The sequence below is a fragment of the Methylobacterium cerastii genome (assembly GCF_022179125.1).
GTDB classification, from domain to species: domain Bacteria; phylum Pseudomonadota; class Alphaproteobacteria; order Rhizobiales; family Beijerinckiaceae; genus Methylobacterium; species Methylobacterium cerastii.
Window position 1 is genome coordinate 77,341 of record NZ_BPQG01000056.1, and the last position, 22,403, is coordinate 99,743.

22 protein-coding genes are annotated in these 22,403 nt (G+C 69.1%); 7 read left to right on the top strand and 15 right to left on the bottom strand.

The genetic code is table 11. The features are described from left to right. Positions 1-11: 11 nt before the first annotated feature. On the top strand, positions 12-1,280 hold the full coding sequence (gene lysA, locus MFF13_RS18995) for a diaminopimelate decarboxylase (RefSeq protein ID WP_147830782.1): 1,269 nt from the start codon (positions 12-14) through the stop codon (positions 1,278-1,280). 15 nt (positions 1,281-1,295) lie between these two features. Here the strand turns inward: lysA and MFF13_RS19000 are convergent, their stop codons facing one another. Then, positions 1,296-2,768: a SulP family inorganic anion transporter gene (locus MFF13_RS19000; protein ID WP_147830780.1), complete on the bottom strand. Its 1,473-nt coding sequence runs from the start codon at positions 2,766-2,768 to the stop codon at positions 1,296-1,298. A gap of 222 nt (positions 2,769-2,990) precedes the next feature. Continuing rightward, positions 2,991-4,034, bottom strand: a complete 1,044-nt coding sequence (locus MFF13_RS19005; RefSeq protein WP_147830778.1) for a threonine aldolase family protein — start codon at positions 4,032-4,034, stop codon at positions 2,991-2,993. A gap of 342 nt (positions 4,035-4,376) precedes the next feature. Between MFF13_RS19005 and rpsU the strand changes: the two genes are divergently transcribed. After that, the gene (gene rpsU / locus MFF13_RS19010; RefSeq protein WP_147752611.1) at positions 4,377-4,697 is read left to right on the top strand and encodes a 30S ribosomal protein S21; all 321 of its coding nucleotides are present in this window, start codon (positions 4,377-4,379) and stop codon (positions 4,695-4,697) included. A gap of 152 nt (positions 4,698-4,849) precedes the next feature. On the opposite strand, the gene MFF13_RS19015 is transcribed toward rpsU, so the two are convergent. Further along, positions 4,850-5,242, bottom strand: coding sequence for a response regulator (locus MFF13_RS19015; RefSeq protein ID WP_147752610.1), 393 nt, complete (start codon positions 5,240-5,242; stop codon positions 4,850-4,852). 335 nt (positions 5,243-5,577) lie between these two features. Between MFF13_RS19015 and MFF13_RS19020 the strand changes: the two genes are divergently transcribed. Then, a complete protein-coding gene (locus tag MFF13_RS19020; RefSeq protein WP_147752609.1) occupies positions 5,578-6,369 on the top strand; it encodes a class II glutamine amidotransferase in 792 nt (263 codons plus the stop codon). Between the two features lie 115 nt (positions 6,370-6,484). Continuing rightward, positions 6,485-7,918, top strand: coding sequence for an NAD-dependent succinate-semialdehyde dehydrogenase (locus tag MFF13_RS19025; RefSeq protein ID WP_238272716.1), 1,434 nt, complete (start codon positions 6,485-6,487; stop codon positions 7,916-7,918). Between the two features lie 69 nt (positions 7,919-7,987). Here MFF13_RS19025 and MFF13_RS19030 read toward each other — a convergent pair whose 3' ends face one another. Further along, positions 7,988-8,209 (bottom strand): SlyX family protein, encoded by a 222-nt coding sequence (locus MFF13_RS19030; protein WP_147830774.1) that lies wholly within the window; start codon positions 8,207-8,209, stop codon positions 7,988-7,990. Then, positions 8,206-8,952 (bottom strand): oxygen-dependent tRNA uridine(34) hydroxylase TrhO, encoded by a 747-nt coding sequence (gene trhO / locus MFF13_RS19035; RefSeq protein ID WP_147830772.1) that lies wholly within the window; start codon positions 8,950-8,952, stop codon positions 8,206-8,208. Before trhO ends, MFF13_RS19030 begins: the two co-directional genes overlap by 4 nt. 566 nt (positions 8,953-9,518) lie before the next feature. On the opposite strand from trhO, the gene MFF13_RS26580 reads away from it, so the two are divergent. After that, positions 9,519-9,854: a DUF6968 family protein gene (locus tag MFF13_RS26580; RefSeq protein ID WP_373322579.1), complete on the top strand. Its 336-nt coding sequence runs from the start codon at positions 9,519-9,521 to the stop codon at positions 9,852-9,854. Positions 9,855-9,879: 25 nt separating this feature from the next. Here the strand turns inward: MFF13_RS26580 and polA are convergent, their stop codons facing one another. From polA to dapB, 8 genes are all read right to left on the bottom strand, one after another. Then, the gene (gene polA / locus MFF13_RS19040) at positions 9,880-12,948 is read right to left on the bottom strand and encodes a DNA polymerase I (protein WP_238272717.1); all 3,069 of its coding nucleotides are present in this window, start codon (positions 12,946-12,948) and stop codon (positions 9,880-9,882) included. Between the two features lie 37 nt (positions 12,949-12,985). Beyond that, entirely contained in the window at positions 12,986-13,351 is a 366-nt protein-coding gene (locus MFF13_RS19045; RefSeq protein WP_147828482.1) for a HepT-like ribonuclease domain-containing protein, read from the bottom strand. After that, entirely contained in the window at positions 13,332-13,628 is a 297-nt protein-coding gene (locus MFF13_RS19050; RefSeq protein WP_147752604.1) for a nucleotidyltransferase family protein, read from the bottom strand. Before MFF13_RS19050 ends, MFF13_RS19045 begins: the two co-directional genes overlap by 20 nt. 41 nt (positions 13,629-13,669) lie before the next feature. After that, positions 13,670-14,824: a YihY/virulence factor BrkB family protein gene (locus tag MFF13_RS19055; RefSeq protein ID WP_147752603.1), complete on the bottom strand. Its 1,155-nt coding sequence runs from the start codon at positions 14,822-14,824 to the stop codon at positions 13,670-13,672. A 109-nt stretch (positions 14,825-14,933) separates the two neighbouring features. Further along, positions 14,934-15,893, bottom strand: a complete 960-nt coding sequence (locus MFF13_RS19060) for a hypothetical protein (protein ID WP_147828484.1) — start codon at positions 15,891-15,893, stop codon at positions 14,934-14,936. 124 nt (positions 15,894-16,017) lie between these two features. Further along, a complete protein-coding gene (locus tag MFF13_RS19065; RefSeq protein ID WP_147828485.1) occupies positions 16,018-16,668 on the bottom strand; it encodes an alpha-ketoglutarate-dependent dioxygenase AlkB in 651 nt (216 codons plus the stop codon). 10 nt (positions 16,669-16,678) lie between these two features. Further along, positions 16,679-17,314, bottom strand: a complete 636-nt coding sequence (locus MFF13_RS19070) for a 2,3-bisphosphoglycerate-dependent phosphoglycerate mutase (RefSeq protein ID WP_147751674.1) — start codon at positions 17,312-17,314, stop codon at positions 16,679-16,681. 120 nt (positions 17,315-17,434) lie between these two features. Further along, the gene (gene dapB, locus MFF13_RS19075) at positions 17,435-18,232 is read right to left on the bottom strand and encodes a 4-hydroxy-tetrahydrodipicolinate reductase (RefSeq protein WP_147828486.1); all 798 of its coding nucleotides are present in this window, start codon (positions 18,230-18,232) and stop codon (positions 17,435-17,437) included. 182 nt (positions 18,233-18,414) lie between these two features. Between dapB and MFF13_RS19080 the strand changes: the two genes are divergently transcribed. Then, the gene (locus MFF13_RS19080) at positions 18,415-20,268 is read left to right on the top strand and encodes a cation:proton antiporter domain-containing protein (RefSeq protein WP_147828487.1); all 1,854 of its coding nucleotides are present in this window, start codon (positions 18,415-18,417) and stop codon (positions 20,266-20,268) included. Between the two features lie 120 nt (positions 20,269-20,388). Here MFF13_RS19080 and MFF13_RS19085 read toward each other — a convergent pair whose 3' ends face one another. Continuing rightward, positions 20,389-20,742, bottom strand: coding sequence for a GNAT family N-acetyltransferase (locus tag MFF13_RS19085; protein WP_238272718.1), 354 nt, complete (start codon positions 20,740-20,742; stop codon positions 20,389-20,391). Positions 20,743-20,834: 92 nt separating this feature from the next. Beyond that, the gene (locus tag MFF13_RS19090) at positions 20,835-21,239 is read right to left on the bottom strand and encodes a rhodanese-like domain-containing protein (protein WP_147828489.1); all 405 of its coding nucleotides are present in this window, start codon (positions 21,237-21,239) and stop codon (positions 20,835-20,837) included. On the opposite strand from MFF13_RS19090, the gene ftrA reads away from it, so the two are divergent. Continuing rightward, a complete protein-coding gene (gene ftrA / locus MFF13_RS19095; protein ID WP_147828490.1) occupies positions 21,238-22,350 on the top strand; it encodes a transcriptional regulator FtrA in 1,113 nt (370 codons plus the stop codon). The two genes, MFF13_RS19090 and ftrA, sit on opposite strands and share 2 nt — an antisense overlap. The last annotated feature ends 53 nt before the right edge of the window (positions 22,351-22,403 follow it).

A 22,403-nucleotide genomic window follows, 5' to 3' on the forward strand; every position in this document is an offset into this window, starting at 1 on the left:
ACGGCCGAACGATGCACCATTTCCAGGATCGCGGCGGACGCCTGCACGCCGAGGACGTCGACCTGACGGCCTTGGCCGAGCGCGTCGGCACGCCGTTCTACTGCTACAGCACCGCCACCCTGGAGCGGCACTACCGCGTGTTCGCCGATGCCTTCGCCGGCGACGACGCGCTGGTGTGCTTCGCGATGAAGGCGAACTCCAACCAGGCCGTGCTGGCGACGCTCGCCCGCCAGGGCGCCGGCATGGACATCGTCTCCGAGGGCGAGCTGCTCCGCGCGCTCCGCGCCGGGGTCGAGGCCCGCAAGATCGTGTTTTCGGGCGTCGGCAAGACGCAGGACGAGATGGCGGCGGCGCTGAAGGCCGGCATCTTCTGCTTCAACGTCGAGAGCGAGCCGGAGCTGCTCGCGCTGTCCGCGGTGGCGACCAGCCTCGGGATCGACGCCCCCGTCTCGATCCGCGTCAACCCCGACATCGACGCCGGCGGCCACGCCAAGATCTCGACGGGCAAGTACGAGAACAAGTTCGGCGTGCCCATCACGCGCGCGCCCGCCGTCTACGCCCTGGCCGCGACGCTGCCGGGCCTCGCGATCCACGGCGTCGACATGCATATCGGCAGCCAGATCACCGACTTGGCGCCGTTCGAGAACGCCGCCCGCCTGCTCGCCGGCCTCGCCGGACGGCTGATCGCCGAGGGCCATCCGATCCGCCACATCGATTTCGGCGGCGGCCTCGGCATCCCCTATCGCGACGACAACGCCCCCCCGCCGGACCCGGCGGCCCTGGCCGCGACGATCCGGCCGCATTTCGCACCCCTCGGTTTGCGCCCGGTCTTCGAGATCGGCCGGATGATCGCGGGCAACGCCGGCATCCTCGTCACCCGTGTGCTGTACGTGAAGGAGAGCGAGGGCCGCACCTTCGTCATCGTCGACGCGGCGATGAACGACCTGATCCGGCCGACGCTGTACGAGGCCTACCACGCGCTCCGGCCGGTCGAGGTGCCGGCCGCCGACGCGCCGCGCGTGACCGCGGACGTAGTCGGCCCGGTCTGCGAGACCGGCGACTACCTCGCCCTGCAGCGCGAGATGCCGCAGGTCGCGCCCGGCGCGCTGATCGCGGTGATGACCGCGGGCGCCTACGGCGCGGTCCAGGCCGGCACCTACAACACCCGCCGCCTCGTGCCCGAGGTGCTGGTCAGCGGCGCGCAGGCCGCGATCGTTCGCCCGCGCCAGACCTACGACGAACTGATCGGCCTCGACCGGATGCCCGACTGGCTCGCTTGAGGGTTCGCCGCCGCCTCAATGCCCCGGCGTCGCCACCGCGCCAGGCTTGTCGTGGGTGCCGAGGCGTTCGACCAGGGTCGCGCTCGCGCGGTTGAGGCCGACGATCTCGACCGCGCGGCCGTGGTGGCGGAACTTCAGCACCACCCGGTCGAGGGCGTTGATCGCGGTGATGTCCCAGAAATGCGCGGCCGTGAGGTCGAGCACGATCCGCTCGGCGTCGTCGCGGAAGTCGAACGCGCCGTGGAAGGCCTCGGCGGTCGCGAAGAACAGCTGACCGGTGACGACGTAGGTGCGGACCGCGCCCTCGCGCCGGCTCGCGACGTCGAACACCCGGGCGACCTTGCGCGCGAAGAACACCCCCGACAGCAGCACCCCGACGAGCACGCCGCGGGCGAGGTCGTGGGTCGCCACCACCACCGCGACGGTGGCGAGCATCACCACGCTCGACGAGCCGGGATGGCGGGTGAGGTCGCGGATCGAGCGCCAGGAGAAGGTCTGGAGCGAGACGAAGATCATCACCGCGACCAGCGCCGCCATCGGGATCTGCCGGACGTAGGCGCCGAGGACGAGGATCAGGAACAGCAGGAAGCAGCCGGCCCAAAGGCAGGACAGCCGACCGCGGGCGCCCGAGGTGACGTTGATCACCGTCTGGCCGATCATCGCGCAGCCGGCCATGCCGCCGAAGAAGCCGGAGACGATGTTGGCCGCGCCCTGGCCGAGGCATTCCCGGCTCTTGTCGCTGCCGGTGTCGGTCATCTCGTCGACGATCGCCGCGGTCATCAGGGATTCGAGCAGGCCGACCATCGCCACCGTCGCGGCGTAGGGCAGGATGATCCGAAGCGTCTCGAGGCTCAGCGGCACCTGCGGCAGCAGGAAGGACGGCAGGCTTGCGGGGAGCGCGCCCATGTCGCCCACCGTCCGCACCGGGAGCGCCAGCGCGATCGCGGCGATGGTCAGCAGCACGATGCAGACGAGGGGCGAGGGCACTGCCTTGGTGAGCCGCGGCAGGCCGTAGATGATCGCCAACCCGATCGCCACCATCGCGTAGACGGTCGGCCCGCGCCCGATCAGCTCGGGCATCTGCGCGAGGAAGATCAGGATCGCCAGCGCGTTGACGAACCCGGTGATCACCGAGCGCGAGACGAAGCGCATCAGGTCGCCGAGGCGCAGCAGGCCGGCGCCGATCTGGATCAGGCCGGCGAGGATCGAGGCGGCGAGCAGGTATTGCAGGCCGTGCTCGCGGACGAGGCCGGCCATCACCAGGGCGGTGGCGCCGGTGGCCGCCGAGATCATCGCCGGGCGCCCGCCGACGATGGCGGTGGTGACCGCGATGCAGAACGAGGCGTAGAGCCCGACCTGGGGGTCGACGCCGGCGATCAACGAGAACGCGATCGCCTCGGGGATGAGGGCGAGCGCGACGACGGTGCCGGCGAGCAATTCGCGCGGCACGTGCGGGGCCCATTCGGCCCGCAAGGTCTGGAAGGTCATGCAATATGTCCGGCCCGCGCCAAGCTGGAGGCGGCGTGCGAGCCCAAAAAGAGGAGCGATCTCGAAGGGTGACGGTTCGACGGACCGCGTGCGCCGTCCCGCGGAGGCGGACGGCGTGGCGGCGGGGCGCGCTACGGCGGCGTCGTCGAGGACGGGCGGGCGTCTGTCGGAACCATGCGCCTTGTTAGACAGCCGCGCGCCGCGCGGCAACCCGTCGGCCGCTCAGGCCGACGCCGCGGCCACCGCGCGCAGGTCCGCGACCAGTTCCGCGACGCGTTCGCGCTTCGCGTCCCAGGCGAACATGAACCGGGCTCCGCCGCCGATGAAGGTGTAGAAGCGCCAGCCCTTGGCACGCAGGCGCTCCATCATCTCCGCCGGCATCGCCAGGAAGACGGCGTTGGCCTCGACCGGAAACATCGGCGCGATCCCGGGCATGTCCGCCACCGCCGCGGCGAAGTCCTGGGCGCAGGTGTTGCCGTGCGCGGCGTTGTGGAGCCAGGCCCCGCTTTCCAGTATCCCGACCCAGGGCGCCGACAGGAAGCGCATCTTGGAGGCGAGCTGCCCTGCCTGCTTGCAGCGGTAGCCGAAATCCTCCGCCAGCGCGGGCTCGAAGAACACCACCGCCTCGCCGGCATGCATGCCGTTCTTGGTGCCGCCGAAGCAGAGCACGTCGACGCCCGCGCGCCACGTCATGTCCGCCGGGCTGCATCCGAGATGCGCGCAGGCGTTGGCGAAGCGCGCCCCGTCCATGTGCAGCGACAGGCCGAGGTCGCGGCAGGTGGCCGAGATCGCCTGCAACTCGGCCAGGGTGTAGACCTGCCCCGTCTCGGTCGGCTGGGTCACCGTCACCACCCGGACCTTCGGGAAGTGGATGTCCTTGCGATTGGTGGCGAGCGCCCGGATCGCGTCCGGGGTCAGCTTGCCGCTTTCGGTGCGGACCGTGAGCAGCTTCGAGCCGTTGGAGAAGAATTCCGGCGCGCCGCACTCGTCGGTCTCCACGTGGGCGGCGTCGGCGCAGATTACGCTGTGGTAGGAGCGGCAGAGCGAGGCCAGGGCCAGCGCGTTGGCGGCGGTACCGTTGAAGGCGAAGAACACCTCGCACCGGGTCTCGAACAAGGTGCGGAAGGCGTCCGCGGCGCGTGCGGTCCAGGCGTCCTCGCCGTAGGCCGGCGCATGCCCGGCGTTGGCCTCCGCCATCGCCCCCCAGGCCTCCGGGCAGATGCCGGAATAGTTGTCGCTGGCGAATTGCTGCGCGTCGTCGTTCATCGGTCACCCCTGCCGTAGGACGATCGCCGTGTGGCCGCCGCCGTCCGGCAATCCTTGTGTGGTGTCGGCGCGAACACCCTACCAGAGCCGCGACTGAGGCTGCCCGGTCACAGTTCGCGCGGATCGCGTTCGCGTCGCCTATCCGGTTGGAACTCGCCGCCGCTTGGTGTAAGAGCCTGCCCAAGGTGCAGATCTGGTGCCGAATCGAGACGGTCCGAACCGCGTCCCGCCCGGGCGATCCCCGGGTCCGGGGCGCTGTCGGTTTCCCGCTCCGTCGCGGGCGTCTCGCCGCCGACACCGACCGAATGCCACGTTCAAACTGGTTCTAGAGGATCCACTCCGTTGCAGGTACTCGTTCGCGACAACAACGTCGATCAGGCGCTCCGCGTCCTCAAGAAGAAGATGCAGCGCGAAGGCATCTTCCGCGAGATGAAGCAGCGCAAGGCCTATGAGAAGCCTTCGGTGCGCAAGGCGCGCGAGAAGGCCGAGGCCGTCCGTCGCGCCCGCAAGCAGGCCCGCAAGACCGCGATCCGCGAGGGCCTGATCGCCGCCCCTAAGCCGAAGCCCCGTTTCGGCGCCGGCGGCCCCCGTCGTCCCGGCTTCCCATCGATGACCCCGTCGGCTCCGGCCGGTGGCGCTCCGGCGGCCCCCGCCGCCGAGTAAGTCGATCCGGGCCGCGAGGCCCGTCGATCGCGATCCTCGAAAAAGCCCGGCCGCGCATGCGGGCCGGGCTTTTTTCGTGCGCCGAAGGATGTTCGATCCCGTGAGATCGCGGACGACGCGTTCGGCGCCGTCCGGGTCGATCGAGCGAACGCTCAGGCGGCGCGGGCGGCTTCCGTCGCGTGCTCGGCCTGGACCAGCACGTCGAGGGCGCGCCACGGCTTCTGCATGAACACCGCTTGCGCCGGCATCCGCGCGTCGCCGCCGGCATCGTAGCCCGAGGTCACCACCACCCGCACGTCCGGCCAGCGGCGCTCGACGGTGCTGGCGAGCGCGAGCCCGTCCATCGCGCCGGGCAGACGGATGTCGGCGAAGAGCAGCGCGACGGTGACGTCGTCGCGCTCCAGAATCGAGATCGCGGCCTCCGCGCTGTCGCAGGCGATCACCCCGAGGTCCGTCTCCTCCAGCACGGCGGCGGCGAGGTTGCGGACCGCGGCATCGTCCTCGACGACCAGGGCGACGGGACAGGGGGAGGGGGCGCGGTCCATGGGACCTCCTTCGCGAGATGTGAGGATGCGGTGATGCCTGACGGGCGGTGCGGCCTCGTGGCGAGCCGCTGATTCCCGATTCAAGCATGCTGCGCCGTCCGAAGCCGGGTAACAAGCGTCGGATTTCGTCTCATGCGCATGCCTGCCTTGCGACCGGTTTGGCGAGGATCCGTTCGGGACCGCACGAACTCTGTGTATGGTGCGGTGCGTTAGCGAACTGTTCACCATCGACATCTAAATGTTACGGTTCGGCGACGGCGCGGGACCGGGTTTGCCCGACAGGCAAATCCGGTGCGTTTCGCGGCCGTGCGATCAGCGAGAGGTTGGTCCCAAGCATGTGCCGCTTCCTGGCCTATAGCGGCGAGCCGGTTTTTCTCTCGGATCTCGTCTGCGCGCCCACCCACTCGCTCGTGCACCAGTCGCTGCACGCCGAGCAGGGGAAGACCGAGACCAACGGCGACGGCTTCGGCCTCGGCTGGTACGGCGAGCGACCGGAGCCGGGCGTCTATCGCGACATCTTGCCGGCCTGGTCGGACGAGAACCTCGTCAACCTGTGCGGGCAGGTCCGCGCGCGGACCTTCTTCGCCCACGTGCGCGCCTCGACCGGCACGGCGACCGCGCGGACAAACTGCCACCCCTTCGTCAACGGCCGCCACCTGTTCATGCACAACGGGCAGATCGGCGGATACCTGCGGATCAAGCGCCGCCTCGAGGCGCTGATCCCGGACGCCCTCTACGACGGGCGTCGCGGCAGCACCGATTCCGAGGCCCTGTTCCTGCTGGCCCTTGCCAACGGCCTTGCCGAGGACCCGGTCGGCGCCATGGCCAAGACGCTGGCGACCGTGCGCGACCTGATGCGGGGCGCCGGCATCACCGAGCCGCTGCGCTTCACTGCGCTCCTCACCGACGGCGAGGAGATCTTCGCCTATCGCTGGGCCTGCGATGCGCGGCCGCCGAGCCTGTACTACCGCCAGACCGAGACCGGGCTGGTGGTGGTTTCCGAGCCGATCGACGGCGCCAAGGAAGGCTGGCAGGTGGTGCCGAAGGGCGGCACGCTGCGCGCGCGCCGGGGGGGGGCGGTGACGGTGAAGGGTCCCGAGCCGGTCAAGCGCAGCATCACCGCCTGACGCGGACATCCGATCGCGTTCGTTCCCCGCTCCGCCTTGCCCCCCGGGGCGCCGAGGCCGACATTGCCCCCGTCGCCGGCCCTCGCGGCTGGCCGGGCAGGGAATGCAAGCCGACATGTATCCGGACGTGAAGCTTCACATCGCCGGCGCCTGGGGCGCCGGCTCGGGCGGCGAGACGCTGCCGGTGCTCAACCCCGCCACCGGCGAGACCATCGGGCAGTGCGCGGTCGCCACCCAGGACGACCTCGACCGGGCGCTCGAGGCCGCCGCCCGCGGCTTCGCGCAGTGGCGCCGAGTCTCGGCCTTCGATCGCGCCAAGGTGCTGCGCAAGGCGGCGGACCTGCTGCGCGAGCGCGCCGACGACATCGCCCGCATCATGACGATCGAGCAGGGCAAGCCGCTCGCCGAGGCCCGCGTCGAGACGATGGCCGCGGCCGACGTCACGGACTGGTTCGCGGAAGAAGGCAAGCGCGCCTACGGCCGGGTGATTCCGCCTCGCGGCGACGGCGTGCTGCAGTTCGTGGTGCGTGAGCCGGTCGGGCCGGTGGCGTGCTTCACGCCCTGGAACTTCCCGATCAACCAGGCGGTGCGCAAGATCGCCGCCGCGCTCTGCACCGGCAACCCGGTGATCCTGAAGGGCCCCGAGGACACGCCGGCGAGCTGCGCCGAGCTGGTGCGCGCCTACCTCGATGCCGGCGTTCCGGGCGATTGCCTCGCGCTGGTCTACGGCGACCCGGCGACGATCTCGTCGTACCTGATCCCGCATCCGGTGATCCGGAAGATCTCGTTCACCGGCTCGACCGTCGTCGGCAAGCAGCTCGCGGCCTTGGCCGGCCAGCACATGAAGCGGGCGACGATGGAGCTCGGCGGCCATGCGCCGGCGATCGTATTCGGCGACGCCGACGTCGAGAAGGCGGTGGCGGTACTCGGCGCCAACAAGTTCCGCAACGCCGGCCAGGTCTGCGTCGCGCCGACCCGGTTCCTCGTCCACGACTCGGTGTTCGACCGCTTCGTCGCGGGCTTCACGGACCTCGCCGCCAACCTCAAGGTCGGCGACGGGCTCGACCCCGACACGAAGATGGGGCCGCTGATCCACGGGCGCCGTCTTGAGGCGATGGAGTCGCTCGTGGCCGACGCCAGCGCCCAGGGCGCGACGCTTCGCACCGGCGGCAAGCGCATCGGCAACCGGGGCAACTTCTTCGAGCCGACGGTGCTCACCGACCTGCCGCTCACCGCGCGGATCATGAACGAGGAGCCGTTCGGCCCGGTGGCCGCGATCCAGCGCTTCAGCGACGAAGAGGACGCCTACGTTGAGGCGAACCGCCTGCCCTACGGCCTCGCGGCCTACGCCTACACCCGCTCGTCGGAGCGGGCGACGCGGGTGTCGAACCGGGTGGAGAGCGGCATGGTCTCGATCAACCACCACGGCATCGCGCTCCCGGAGACGCCCTTCGGCGGGGTGAAGGAATCCGGCTACGGCAGCGAGGGCGGCACGGAAGCGCTGGACGGCTACCTCGCGACGAAGTTCGTCACCCAGGCGAATTTCTAAGGAGCAGGCGGCGCCGACGCCTCGTCCATCCCCCTTCTGCGGGGGAGGGTCGAGGCCGCTCGATCCGGCTCAGTAATGCGGCGGCGGGGGCTCCGCGCCCCCCGTCGCCGCGCGGGCGCCGGCTTCCTCGACGCGCTCGGTCAAGGTGTCCACCTGCCGCCGCAGCCGGTCGATCAGCCGCCACTGCTCGGTGATGGTGCGGTTGAGGTCGTCGATCGTCGCGTCCTGCTCGGTCAGGCGCATCTCGAGATGGTCGATGCGCGCGGACTCGCTCGTCGCCGAATCGGTCATCGCAGCGCCTCCGGCGGATGGTCGGGCCGTTCCGCCAGCGCCGGCCCCAGCGCGATGCGGCCGTCGAAGACGAAGCAGTCGCCGGTCCAGCGGCTCTCGGCCTCCGGCACGGCCTCGAGGTACTTCAGGATGCCGCCCTTGAGCAGGTGGACGCGGGCGAACCCGCAGGCCGCGAGGTAGGCGCCCGCTTTCTCGCCGCGGATGCCGCCGGTGCAGAACAGGGCGAGTTCGGCCGCCGGATCGAGGGTCTCCGCGAAATCGCGAAAGTCGCCGAAGCGCGTCAGCCCGGGATCGACCGCGCCCGCGAACGTGCCGAGCGCCACCTCGAAGCGGTTGCGCGTGTCGACCGCCACCACGCCGGGCCGGTCGAGCAGGGCGTTCCACGCCTCCGGCGCGACATAGGTTCCAACCCACGCGGAGGGATCGGTGGCGCCGCCGTCGAAGGTCACGATCTCGGGCTTGAGCTTCACCTTCATCCGCGCGAAGGGCGGCGCCTCCGCCGTCGACAGCTTGCGTTCGAGCCGGTCGAGGCGGCCGTCGAACAGGTCGGGCCCGTTCAACGCAGCGAGGAACGCGTCGATCGCCTCGGCCGACCCCGCGACGGTGCCGTTGATGCCTTCGCGAGCCAGCAGCAGCGTGCCCGTGAGGTCGAGGCGCCGGCAGACGCGTTCCAGGGCCGGGGCCAAGGTGGCGGCATCCGGGAGGGCGACGAACTGATACAGGGCGGCGACGGTGTGGGGCATGGCGCGGGTTTAGCAGGCTTCAACTGCGCAGGAAGCTTCCTTTTGAAACCGTCTCCTGCGACGGGTCCGGAATTTAACAGGGTTTCGAATCAGGCCAACAATCCCGTTAGTAGGAAAGTTCACTCGAAAAATGAACTGTCATATGCGATGGTGAGAGGTGGCCAAGGAGTATTGATGTGACCAAAAATCGATCTCTAGATCAATATATCGGAAATACTCGTTTAAAGGTCAGGTGATTACAATTTAGATTTTCTCTATTAAGAGATCATATTCAAATAAAAGAACATGATCCTAATCAGCCCCGAACTCCAGCGGGGGACTCAAATGGTGGAAGGTGGGTTGGACGTGATGACAGTCGATCTATCACGGTCGATCAGAAGCCGATCTTTAATAGCCGATATGCTTCGCCGGCAAAAAACCCTGAGAAGTACTGCGATGATCAATATAAACGAGAAGTTTTCAATGTAAAATGGTAGGGCTAAGAGGTTGTTACGCACAGGCGATGGTGGGGCTAGTGGCTTGCGAGCAAGGAAAAACAATTCCGCCCCTAAATTATTGAGGCTATGATGTTGATAGCAACCAGACTGATTACGCTTATTCAGAATTCGGACAAAATTCAAGTCGAGGTCCGTTTATTTGCACCTACAAAAGAAGAGGCTGATTGGATTTGTCGGTACGAAATCGACTGGCCCTCTGCTCGAAGGTCTAGTTTTGCTGCAGGATTAGATTCAATGCAAGCTATTTATCTAGCGCAGCAGAAAATTGGAATCGATATATATATGAGTAATCATCACGCTAAAGGTAGTATTTATTGGCAAAAACCCAACTCCGGGTATGGTTTTCCCGTTCCAAAAAATGGCCGCGTTTTTCTTGTCGGAGAAGATAAACTATTCGATGGATAAAGTACAAATTTGCGGGGGCGCCCGGTCAATGCGCCTCCTCCCAGTTCCCCGCCGCCCGCGCCTCCACCACGAGCGGCACGTGCAGCGTCAACGCAGGCGCGGGCGCCTCTTCCATGATCCGCTTGATCACCGGGATCGCGCGGTCCACCTCGTCCGCGTTCGTCTCGAACACCAGTTCGTCGTGCACCTGCAGCAGCATGCGCACGTTCAGGTGCTCGGCGACGAGCGCCGCCTCCATCCGGGTCATCGCCCGGCGGATGATGTCGGCGGCGGTGCCCTGGATCGGGGCGTTGATCGCCTGGCGCTCGACGCTGGCGCGCTCGGACGGGTTGTTGGAGCGGATCTGCGGGTAGTGGCAGACGCGGCCGAACAGCGTCGTCACGTAGCCCTTGTCGCGGCAGATCTTCTTCGTGGTGTCGATGTAGTCGCGGATGCCGGGGAAGCGCTCGAAATACTGCTTGATGAACAGGCTCGCCTCCTCGCGCCCGATGCCGAGGCGGTCGGCCAGCCCGAAGGCCGAGATGCCGTAGATGATGCCGAAGTTGATGGTCTTGGCCCGGCGCCGCAGGTCCGGCGTCATGTCCGAGAGCGGCACGCCGAACATCGCGCTGGCGGTCGCCGCGTGGATGTCGATGCCGTCGGCGAAGGCTTGGCGCAGCTGCGGGATGTCGGCCATGTGGGCGAGCAGGCGCAGCTCGATCTGGCTGTAGTCGGCCGAGATCAGGCGGTTGCCCGGGTCGGCGACGAAGGCGCGGCGGATGCGGCGGCCCTCCTCGGTGCGGATCGGGATGTTCTGCAGGTTCGGGTCCGACGAGGACAGCCGGCCGGTGGTGGTGGCGGCCAGCGAGAACGAGGTGTGCACCCGGTTGGTGTCGCGGTCGGCGTGCTCCTGCAGCGAGTCGGTGTAGGTCGACTTCAGCTTGGCGAGCTGGCGCCAGTTGAGGATCTTCTTCGGAAGGTCGTGCCCCGCTTGGGCCAACTCCTCCAGCAGCGTCGCCGGCGTCGCCCACTGGCCGGACGGCGTCTTCTTGGCGCCGGGCAGGCCCATCTTGCCGAACAGGATGTCGCCGATCTGCTTCGGCGACGAGACCTGGAAGCGCTCGCCGGCATCCTCCTGGATCTCCTCCTCCAGCCGCGCCAGGATCTGCGAGAAGTCGCCCGACAGCCGCGAGAGCATGTTGCGGTCGACGCGGATGCCGTGCTGCTCCATCCGGGCGATCACCGCGATCAGCGGCCGCTCCAGGGTCTCGTAGACGGAGAGCCGCCGCTCGGCGACGAGGCGCGGCTTCATCATCCGCCACAGGCGCAGCGTCACGTCGGCGTCCTCGGCCGCGTAGGCGGTGGCGCGGTCGAGCGGCACACGGTCGAAGGTGACCTTGGCCTTGCCGGTGCCCGCCACGTCCGAGAAGGTGATCGGCTGGTGGCCGAGATGGCGCTTGGCGAGCTCGTCCATGCCGTGCCCGCCCTTGCCGGCATCGAGCACGTAGGAGATCAGCATGGTGTCGTCGCACGGGGCCACGGTGATGCCGTAGCGCTGGAACACGAGCCAATCGTATTTCAGGTTCTGCGCCACCTTGAGGACGCTCGCGGCCTCGAGCAGCGGCTTCAGCCGGTCGAGCGCGGCCCCGCGGTCGACCTGCGACGGCAGCGGCTCGACGAGGTCGGAGGCCTTCGCCCCGCCGCCGAACAGGTCGTCTGCGTTCGGCGCGGCTTCGACGGCGCGGACGTGGGCGAGCGGGATGTAGGCGGCCCGCCCCGGCGCGACGCAGAGCGAGACGCCGACGAGGTTGGCGTGGTGCGCATCGAGCGAGTCGGTCTCCGTGTCGACCGCGATCACCCCGGCCTCGTGCGCTTCCGCGATCCAGGCATCGAGGTGTTCGAGCGTGAGGATCGTCTCGTAGGCGCTGGTGTCGAACGGCTTGCTCGCCTCCGCCGCGCGCGCCGCGACGAGGGTCGAGGGCGACGGATCGGACGGGCCGCGGGCCTTCGGCGCCGCATCCGGCAGGCCGAATTCCGCGAAGGGATCGACCTCGGCGCCACCCTCTGCGCCCGTCGCGGCGTCGGCGAAGGGTGCGTCGTCGGCCTGGACATGGCCTGGGAGCAGGCGCGGGTCGGGCTTCACCGCCTCCGGGTCGACGTGCAGCATCGCGGCGATGCGCCGGGTCAGCGTGTTGAACTCCATCGCCTTCAGGAAGCCGACGAGCCGTTCCGGGTCGGGCTTGGGCAGGCGCAGGTCGTCGAGCGCCACCGGCACGTCCACGTCCTCGACCAGCGCCACGAGCCGGCGCGAGAGCCGTGCCTGCTCGATGCCGGCCAGCAGCGTCTCCCGGCGCTTGGGCTGCTTGATCTCGCCCGCCCGCTCCAGCAGCTGCTCCAGGCTGCCGTATTCCTTGATCAGGGCGGCTGCGGTCTTCAGGCCGATGCCGGGGACGCCCGGCACGTTGTCGGAGGTGTCGCCGATCAGCGCCAGCGCGTCGCCGATCTGGTTCGGCTGCAGGCCTTCCCACTTGGCGACGATCGCCGCCTCGTCGAGGTTGCGCTCCGGGCGGTGGCCGGGCTTGCCCTTCGAGCCGGATTCGAAGTCGTAGAACCGCACCAGCGGCCCGACGAGCTGCATCAGGTCCTTGTCGGACGAGACGATGATGACGCCCGCGCCCCGCGCCTCGGCCTGCCGGGCGTAGGTGGCGATCAGGTCGTCGGCCTCGTAGCGCTCCATCTCGATCGCGTGCAGGCCGAAGGCGCGCACCGCGTCGCGCATCAGCGGCATCTGCCGCTTCAGGTCGTCCGGCGCATCGGGGCGGTGGCCCTTGTAGTCGGGGAAGAGCTCCTTGCGGAACGAGCCCTCCGACTTGTCGAAGACGATGCCGAGATGCGTCGGGCAGATGCCGGCGGCGCCCTCCTGCACGAACTGCGCGATCTTGGTGCAGAACAGCCGCACGGCGCCGGTCGGCAGCCCGTCGGACGGCCGGAAGTTGAACTTTTCCGGCTGGTTGATCGCCTGGAAGTAGGCCCGGAAGATGAACGACGACCCGTCCACCAGGATCACCTGATCGCCGGGGCCGACAGGTGATGATGTTGGACTGTCGGCGGTCATGGCGCGCGGGTGTCTCGAAGAATGGGAGGGAGATGGATTAGGCCGGCGAAGACCGATCGGCCTCGAGTTCGGCGCGGCAGACCACGGCAATCTCCGTCAGCGGCTGGTGGACGGTCTTCCACACGATGTCCAGCGCGACGCGGTGATAGGCGTGGCGGTAAAAGTTGCCCGTATCTGCGATGTTCTGCCAGGGAATGTGCGGATGCCGGGCCTTGAATGCGGCGCCTCGGCGCCGGCTCGCCTCGGAGACGATCTCGATGCAACGGATCACTGCGTAGCTCGTCCGCAGGTCGGTGGCGAAGGCTTCGAAGGACATGCCGTCGATGAAGTTGCGGGCGGCCTGAGCGTCGTCGAGGATGTCGACGCAGGCGTCGGATTCGCGCTCAGAAAGCACGGATGGCATCGCGTTCGGCTCGCGAGAGGATGTGAGGCTTCAACGTTTCGCGAGTGGCGACATCGACGGGGACTGAAAACAAGCTCCCGATTGCCCGGCAAATTCCGACATCGTTGAAGGCGTCGCGCACCGCCTCAGCTTCGATCTCGATCAGCACGTCGAGATCGCTGTCCGCATGACCTTCACCTCGGGCGATGGAGCCGAACAGGGCGGCATGGCGGACGCCGAGGCGCTGTAGGGCGTTCTCGTTCGCCCGAAGGATACCGATGGCGGTGTCGCGATCCATGGGACGTATCTATCCCTGAATCGCGGCGAATTAAACAATCCTCAGGTCGCAACCCCGACCGTATCCGCCATCTTCGCCCGCCGCGTGCCGAGCGGCTGCGGTGCGCCGACCGTGGTGTCGTGCGCGGTCTGGTGCTCCATCTCGGCGTTCACCTCCGCGCCGAGCAGGACGATCACGGTCGAGATCCAGATCCAGGTCATGAAACCGATCACGGCGCCGAGCGAACCGTAGGTGTCGTTGTACTTGCCGAAGTTCGCCACGTACCACGAGAAGCCGAGCGAGCCGGCGAGCCACGCGAATGCGGCGAGCGCGCTGCCCCAGGTCACCCAGCGCCAGCGCGGCGCATCCCGACATGGCCCGTAGCGGTAGAGCAGGGCGAGGCCCCCGAGCACGGCGACGAACAGCGCCGGCCAGCGTAGGAGGGCGAGGTACCACGCGTCGCCCGAGAGCCCGACGGTGTTGAACACCACCGGCAGCACCACGATCGCGCCGAGGGCGAGGATGATGAACAGCAGCGCGCCTCCGGTGAAGGCGAGCGAGCGCAGGTTGAGCCAGACGAAGTTCCGCGTCTCGCGCTCCTCGTAGACGATGTTGAGCGCGTCGAAGATCGCCTTCATGCCGCCGTTGGCGCTCCAGACCGAGAGCAGGATGCCGGTGAAGAAGGTGATCCCGAGGGTGGTGTCGCCCTTGGCCGCGATCCGCTTCACCTGCTCGCCGACGATGTCGATGGCGCCCGAGGGCATCACCCCCTGGAGGCTGGCGAGGTGGTCGTTGATCGTGGCGACGTCGGCGAACAGGCCGTAGCAGGACACCAAAGCCGCCACCGCCGGGAAGATCGCCAGCAGCACGTAGAAGGTGACGCCGGCCGCGACCGAGACCAGGCGGTTCTCCTTGAGGTCGCGGAACACCCGCAGCCCCACATCCTTCCAGCCGCTGCCCGGGATCTCGGACGGGCTGCGCGCCTGGCGGCCGCGATCCGCCTCGGTGCGCGCCACCGCCTTGGCCTCGCCGCCGGCATGCGACGGGGCCTCTGCACGCGGCCCGTCCGAACCGGTCTCGGACCGCGCGTCCAGCCGGTCTCCGCCGCGCCGCCGGGGCAGGACGGCGATGCCGACGAGGGTCGCGGCGAGCGCCAGCGTCCAAATCGCGGACTGGCGGTCGTCCTGCGTTCCCGCGCCGAAGTCTCGATCCGTCATCCAACATCCCGTCGCGGTGGCCGTCCAGGGGACGGCGCGTCGCGACGACAACCGGAGGTCGTGAGGAGTGTTTCCCCCGGGGACGGACGAATTCTCAAGGACGCGGGTTTTATTTCACCTGAACACTGTCCACGACCTCACGAAATTTGGCGAGCGTGCCCTCGCGCTGGTCCTGGCGCACCACGCCGAGCGCGCGCAGGTATCCGTCCGGCGCGAAGCGGATCGTCTGGGAGACGACGACCGGCGTATTGGTCGGCAGGTCGGTCGCCCGCGCCACGATCTCGTGCCAGTCGACGCCGTTCGAGCGGTAGCTCTGCGAGCGCTCGATCACGAAGTCCTTCATGGTCTGGTTCGAATACAGGGCCGCCTTGGCGAAGCCGTCGCGCTGCTCGGCCGTCGGCGGCTGCTGCACCGCCTGGGCGAGCACCAGGATCGGCTGCTCCAGGTTGGTCATCTGGTCCTTCGGCCCTTGAGTCATCAGCACCGAGTTGCCGGCCAGCACGCGCAAGGGGCGGAAACCCGCCGGGTCGCCGACGCGGAAGGGCAGGGCGTCGACCTGCTGCTCCAGCGTCAGGGCCGGGCGGATCGTCACGCCGGTGACGAGGCTGCGCATGGTCTTCTCGGTCTCGGCGTCGGGAACCGCCTGGCCGATGATCAGGCCGGTGACGGTCGCATCGCCCACCAAAAGCAGCCACTTGCGGATCGTCGGCGTGCTGCCGCCCGGCTCGCCCGGCTGCGAGCCGGTGAACAGCATGCCCTCGGCCTCGCCGATCTTCACCGGCTCGCGCGTCTCGACGGAGAAGCCCTGACTCTTCAGGTTCGCGTCGGTGAAGGTCTGCACGAGGTCGGCGAAGGCGGTGGCCGGCAGCTCGACCACCGAGAGCGTCGCCCCGCCTTCCTTGCGCTCGAAGCCGGCGAAGCGGCGCGAGGGCGACATGTCCGAGGGCGGCTCGAAGCCGAAGCGCGAGCCCGCCGGGTAGACCGGCTCGGCGGCCGAGGCCGGCCCCGCTTCGAAGCCGAGCACCAGGGCGAGCAGCGCGAGGGTGGACAGACGGTGGCGCAGACGCATCGAACCAGGATCTCCACGATCCGGGACGGTGCCGGACCGGCTGCGATGGGTCGGCCCGCGGCCGGGCTCTGTCAAGCGGACGCGTTTACACGACTTGCCGAGCGGCCGACGGAGGTCAGAACGCTCACAGGGCCGAGCCCGTCACGCGCCGCAGGGTCAGGTTGCAGCGGCCGCCCGGCGGCAGGAAGGCGGGCAGCGGGTCCTCCGCCTCCGACAGCAGGTCGCCGCCCGCGATGATCCGGTCGACGCCATGGTGGATCAGGCGGGAGGCGCCGCCGATCACCAGGGCGTCACCGGCCGTCAGGCGGATCGATCGCGTCGGGTCGGATCGCCGCAGGCCGCCGTAGCGGAACACCGCCGCGGCGCCGAGCGACAGCGAGACCACGGGCGCCGACAGGTCGGCCTCGTCGCGATCCTGGTGCAGGCCCATGCGGGTGCCGGGCGCGTAGAGGTTGATCAGGCAGGCTTCCGGTGCCGGAAAGCCCGCCGCGAGCGCATCCCAGGCCGCGCGCACTGTCGCGGGCATCGCCGGCCAGGGCGCGCCGGTCTCCGGGTGGTCCGGCTGGTAGCGGTAGCCGGCGATGTCCGAGACCCAGCCGAGCGGGCCGGCGTTCGACATCCGCACCGAGAACGGCTTTCCCGTCTTCGGCATCCGCGGCGTGAACGGCGGCGCCAAGGCCAGCACGGCCGCGATCTCGTCGGCGAGCCGCCGCCGGCCGGCCCGATCGAGCCAGCCGGGATGGTGGATCAGGCCCGGGGCGAGTTCGACCGCCATGGCGCGCGCGTCACGCGTCGTCGATGTCGCGCTCCAGCACCGCCTTCGAGGCGACGGTGGTGTCGGCCTTGAGGCGGTAGACCAGCGGCACGCCGGTGGCGATCTCCAGGCCGGCGATCGTCGTGGTGTTCAGGCGGTCGAGCACCATCACGAGGGCGCGCAGCGAGTTGCCATGGGCTGCGACGAGCACCCGGTCGCCGGCCATCACGCGGGGCAGGATCGTCTCGATGTAGTAGGGCAGCACGCGCGCCGCGGTGTCCTTCAGGCTTTCGCCGCCGGGCGGCGGGATGTCGTAGGAGCGGCGCCACTGGTGAACCTGCTCGGCGCCCCAACGCGCCTTGGCGTCTTCCTTGTTGAGGCCCGAGAGGTCGCCGTAGTCGCGCTCGTTCAGGGCCTCCGAGCGGATCGTCTCGATGTCGGAAAGCCCCATCTCGCCGAGCATCAGCTTGCAGGTGCGCTGCGCCCGCCCGAGGTTCGAGGTGAACGCCACGTCGAAGCCGTAGCCCTCGCTCTTCAGCCAGCGCCCGGCCTTGTGCGCCTCGTCGACGCCGCGCTCGGTCAGGTCCGGGTTGCGCCAGCCGGTGAAGAGGTTCTTGAGGTTCCACTCGCTCTGGCCGTGGCGAGCGAGGACGAGCAGGCGGTCCATCGGTGTCCGGTCTTTCTGGAAGCGCCCGGTCGGGCTTGTCGGTGCGGCTCCTACCAGAGGCGGGCCGAGGCCCCAAGCGCAGGCCGGAGACCCGCCCCCAACTGTCCGCCAGCCTGAGGCTTACAGGCCGAGCACGTCTGTCATGCTGTACAGGCCCGGCGGCTTCGGATGCGCCCAAAGCGCCGCCTTCACCGCGCCGGCGGCGAACAGGCTGCGGTCCTCGGCGTGGTGCGAGAGGGTGATGCGTTCGCCGGCGCCGGCGAAGATCACCGAATGGTCGCCGACGACGCTGCCGCCGCGGAGCGTCGCGAAGCCGATGTCGCCGGGTTTCCGCGCGCCGGTATGGCCGTCGCGGGTCGAGACGCGCACGTCGGCGAGGTCGACGCCACGCCCGGCCGCGGCGGCCTCCCCGAGCAGCAGCGCGGTGCCCGAGGGCGCGTCCACCTTCATGCGGTGGTGCATCTCGGCGATCTCGATGTCGAACTCGGGCCCCAGCGCCGCGGCGACCCGCTTCACCAGCGCGGCGAGCAGGTTGACCCCGAGGGACATGTTGCCGGAGCGCACGATGCGGGCGTGGTAGGCGGCGGCGCGTAGCTTGGCGAGGTCGTCCTCCGACAGGCCGGTCGTGCCGACGACGTGGACGATGCGGGCCTGCGCCGCGAGCTCGGAGAACATTACGGTCGCCGCCGGCACGGTGAAGTCGAGCACGCCGTCGCTGGCGGCGAAGGCGGTCAGCGGGTCGTCGGTGACGGGCACGCCGAGCGGGTGGAGGCCGGCCAGCGTCCCGGCATCGTGGCCGATCGCGTCCGACCCTTCGCGCTCGATCGCGGCCGAGAGCGTGCAGCCCTCCGCTTCCGCCACCGCGCGGATCAGCATCTTGCCCATGCGCCCGTCGGCGCCCACCACCACCAGCCGCATCGTCTTCGCCGTCCTTCGATCCGTCGAGCACGGGGGTATAGGGTCGTCGTCGGCCTGCCAACCCGGCCGCGCCTGTGCGCTGGAACACCATTCGGCTGCAGCGCTTACGGAATTCGTCGCACGATTCCGCTAGGCCGATGCGACACCCGCGTCCGACGCCGAATCCAGGAGACGACCGCCCCGTGCCGCATGCGACCGAGCTGATCGCCATCATCGCCCTGGGCCTCGTGATCGCCTTCGTCTTCGGCATGCTGGCGCAGAGGCTGCGGCTGCCGCCGCTGGTCGGCTACCTCGTGGCCGGCATCGCCATCGGCCCGTTCACGCCGGGCTTCGTCGGAGACCAGAAGCTCGCGGGCCAACTCGCCGAGATCGGCGTGATCCTGCTGATGTTCGGCGTCGGCCTGCACTTCTCGATCAAGGACCTGATGGCGGTGCGCACCATCGCGCTGCCGGGCGCCGTGGTGCAGATCGTGGTCGCGACCGCCATGGGCGGCGGCCTGGCGCTCGCCTGGGGCTGGGGCCTCGGGGCCGGGCTCGTGTTCGGCCTCGCCCTGTCGGTGGCGAGCACGGTGGTGCTGCTGCGGGCGCTGGAGGAGCGCAACCTCCTCGACAGCGACAAGGGCCGCATCGCGGTGGGCTGGCTCATCGTCGAGGACCTCGCGATGGTCCTCGCGCTGGTGCTGCTGCCGGCGCTGGCGCCCTCGCTCGGCGGCAGCGCCGCCGGCGGCGACCACGCCACCGGCAACTCGCTGGCGCATTGGCTCTCCGGCCATCTCGGCGACAGCATCTGGCTCACCCTCGGGTTGACGCTGGCCAAGGTCGGCCTGTTCACCACCCTGATGCTGGTGGCCGGCCGCCGCGCGGTGCCGTGGCTCCTCGACCAGGCGGCGCGCACCGGCTCGCGCGAGCTGTTCACGCTGGCCGTCCTCGCGCTGGCGCTCGGCATCGCCTTCGGCTCGGCGGAGCTGTTCGGGGTGTCCTTCGCGCTGGGCGCCTTCTTCGCCGGCATGGTGCTCGCCGAATCCGACCTCAGCCATCAGGCGGCGGCCGATTCCCTGCCGCTGCAGGACGCCTTCGCGGTGCTGTTCTTCGTCTCGGTCGGCATGCTGTTCGACCCCGGCATCCTCGTGCGCGAGCCGCTCTCGGTGCTGGCCGTGCTCGGGGTGATCCTGCTCGGCAAGTCGATCGCCGCGGTGGCGATCGTGTTGGCGTTCAAGCATCCGGTCGGCACGGCGCTCACCATCGCCGCGAGCCTGGCGCAGATCGGCGAGTTCTCCTTCATCCTCGTCGGCCTCGGCCTCTCGCTGAAGCTGTTGCCGGAGGAGGGGCGCGACCTCATCCTCGGCGGCGCGCTGCTCTCGATCACCCTGAACCCGCTGTTCTTCGCGGCTGCAGCCCGGGTCGAGCGCTACCTCGCCGACCGGCCCGACCTCGCCCGCCGCTTCGAGCGGCGCGGCGCCGACGCCATCGCGGTCTCGGAGCCGGCCAAGGCCCATCGCGGCCACGCGATCGTCGTCGGCTACGGCCGGGTCGGCAGCGGGATCGGCAAGGCGCTCGACGCCTGGGACCTGCCCTTCGTGGTGGTGGACCGCGACCGCCGCCGGGTGCTCGACCTGCGCGCGTCGGGCCTCGAAGTGGTGTTCGGCGACGCGCTCGCGCCGGGCATCCTGGCCGCGGCCGACATCGCCCAGGCGCGCCTCCTCGTGATCGCGACGCCGGATTCGCACAACGCCCGGCGCCTGGTCGAGATCGCCCGCGAGGCCAACCCGCGCATCGACACCCTGATCCGCACCCACAGCGACGCCGAGCGCCGCCGGATGGAGGAGGAGAAGGTCGGGCTGGTGCTGATGGCCGAGCGCGAGCTCGCCTTCGGCATGACCTTTTACGCGCTCCGCAGCCTCGGCCTCACGGAAGGCGAGGCCCGCCTCTACGTCGACGCCAGCCGCGCCGACAGCCGCGCGGAGGCCCCGACTGAGGCCGAGATCGAGCAGGCACCGGAACTGAGGCCGCACAAGGAGGAGCCGGCGGCGGGGTGAGGCGGTGCCCGTCCGATCACTCGGTCGGATGGGAGGCGGGTATTCCGTTCCCGGGCCGACCGTCAGCGCTGGATGGGTTTGCGGCTGTTGGTTCCGAGCACCTTCCCGATGGTGCACTCGTCAACACCGCAGCGGGATCGCGAACCGTTCCTTCTTTGCGCTGAGCGCCCCGGTTCGGAGGTAGAAACGGATGGCTTCCCTGTTCCAGACCGGCGTCTGCCATTCGAGACGATCGACGCCCTCGATCTGCGCGAGCTTCGCCACCGCGTCGAAAAGTTGCCTGCCGATGCCCCGCCCGCGCGCACTCGCCGCGACGAACAAGCAGTCGAGATGGCCGTAGGTGCGCCCTCGCCAGAGCGAAAAGTCGAACGTGACCGCCGCGTAACCGACCAGCGCGTTGCCCATATCCGCTACGAGCAGGTGGGTCGGCAGGCTGTCCGTCGACAGGATCGCTTTCAGGTCGTCGAGCGACAAGGATGCCGTCCCGCGCTCGAATGCGGCATGCGCCCGAACCATTTCGAGGATGGATGTTGCGTCGGACGCAGCCGCTTTCCGAAAGTGAGCGCTCACGCCGTGGCCTCAGACCGCGCCAAGTCGAAGCCCTCGTCGAGCCAGCCGGTGATGCCGCCCGCCATGATCTTGACCGGGCGCCCGAGTTCCGCGAGCCGCAACGCTCCCCTGGCGGCGCCGTTACAGTGCGGACCGGCGCAGTAAGTCACGAACACCGTGCCCTCGGGCCAACGTTCGAGCTTGGAGCGCACGATTTTGCCGTGCGGGAGGTTGATCGCGCCGGGAACGTGACCGGCAGCGAACAGGGCGGGACTGCGCACGTCGAGCAGCACGAAATCCGCCCCGCGCGCCAGGGCGTCATGCACGTCCCAACAGTCGGTCTCAAACGCGAACTCGGCGGCGAAGCGCTCGCGGGCGAGGTGGCTCGGGGCAGGTGAAACGGCGTTGACTGCGGTGGGCATGGTGATCCTTCTTGATGGACGGCACCATGTCGGGCTCGCAAAGCTCGGTTTGCAATTGGCCGAAACGACAGGCATCGTGAAGATCGTGCCAAACACGACCGGACCCCTCGCCGTCGCGCTTCTCTACGATGGCCTGTGTACCTTCGAGTTCGGGATCGTGGCCGAGGTGTTCGGCCTGCCCCGGCCGGAGATGGGCGAGGCGTGGTATCGATTTGCCAGTTGCGCAGTGGAGGGTGGGCCGTTGCGGGCGCACGGGGGCTTCACCCTGACGCCGGACCACGGCATCGAGCTGATCGACTGCGCGGATATCATCGTAGTCCCCGGCTGGAAGGGGAGCGACGAAGCGGTCCCCGAGGATCTCTGCCACCGCCTTCGTGAAGCACATGAGCGCGGAGCGCGGCTGGTTTCCATCTGCTCGGGTGCGTTCGTGCTCGCAGCGACCGGGCTACTCGATGGCGGGACGGCGACGACGCACTGGCGCTACGCCAAGGCGCTGCGCGATGCCCATCCCAAGGTCGCGGTTGACCGCTCCTCCCTGTATCGATCCTACGGGCGGGTCTTCACTTCGGCCGGGAGTGCGGCAGGGCTCGACCTCCTGATCGAGATCGTGCGTCAGGATTACGGGCCAGAAGCTGCGAACTCCGTCGCACGGCGCCTCGTGATGCCCGCCCACCGTACCGGCGGTCAGGCGCAGTTCCTGGAGCGGCCAGTGCCGGTGCGCCGGCACAACGAGGTGGCGCCCCTGATCGACCGAATGAGGGCCGAACTCGGTGCGCCGTGGCCGCTGACCCGCATGGCCGAGGCGTGCCGCATGAGCCTGCGCACGTTCATGAGGCGCTTCAACGAGGCGACGGGGGCACCGCCGGGCGAGTGGCTCGCGGCCGAACGGATCGAGGAGGCCAAGCGCCTGCTCGCCGCAGGCCGTCTGAGCGTCGACGAGATCGCGGTCTTCGTCGGCCTGGGCGGGGCCGACACGCTACGGCACCATTTCCGCAAACGCATCGGCATCAGCCCCGGCGAGTTCCGGACACGTTTCAGCCGTCCGGAGTCGGCACGAGGTGACGTGTCTGTCCCTTCGGCCTGCGAACATCCTGCGTTGTGTTCACAGTGATCGACTTCGGTGGGATGCCGACCCGGCGTAGGCGGACGAAATCTTGTCCGTCG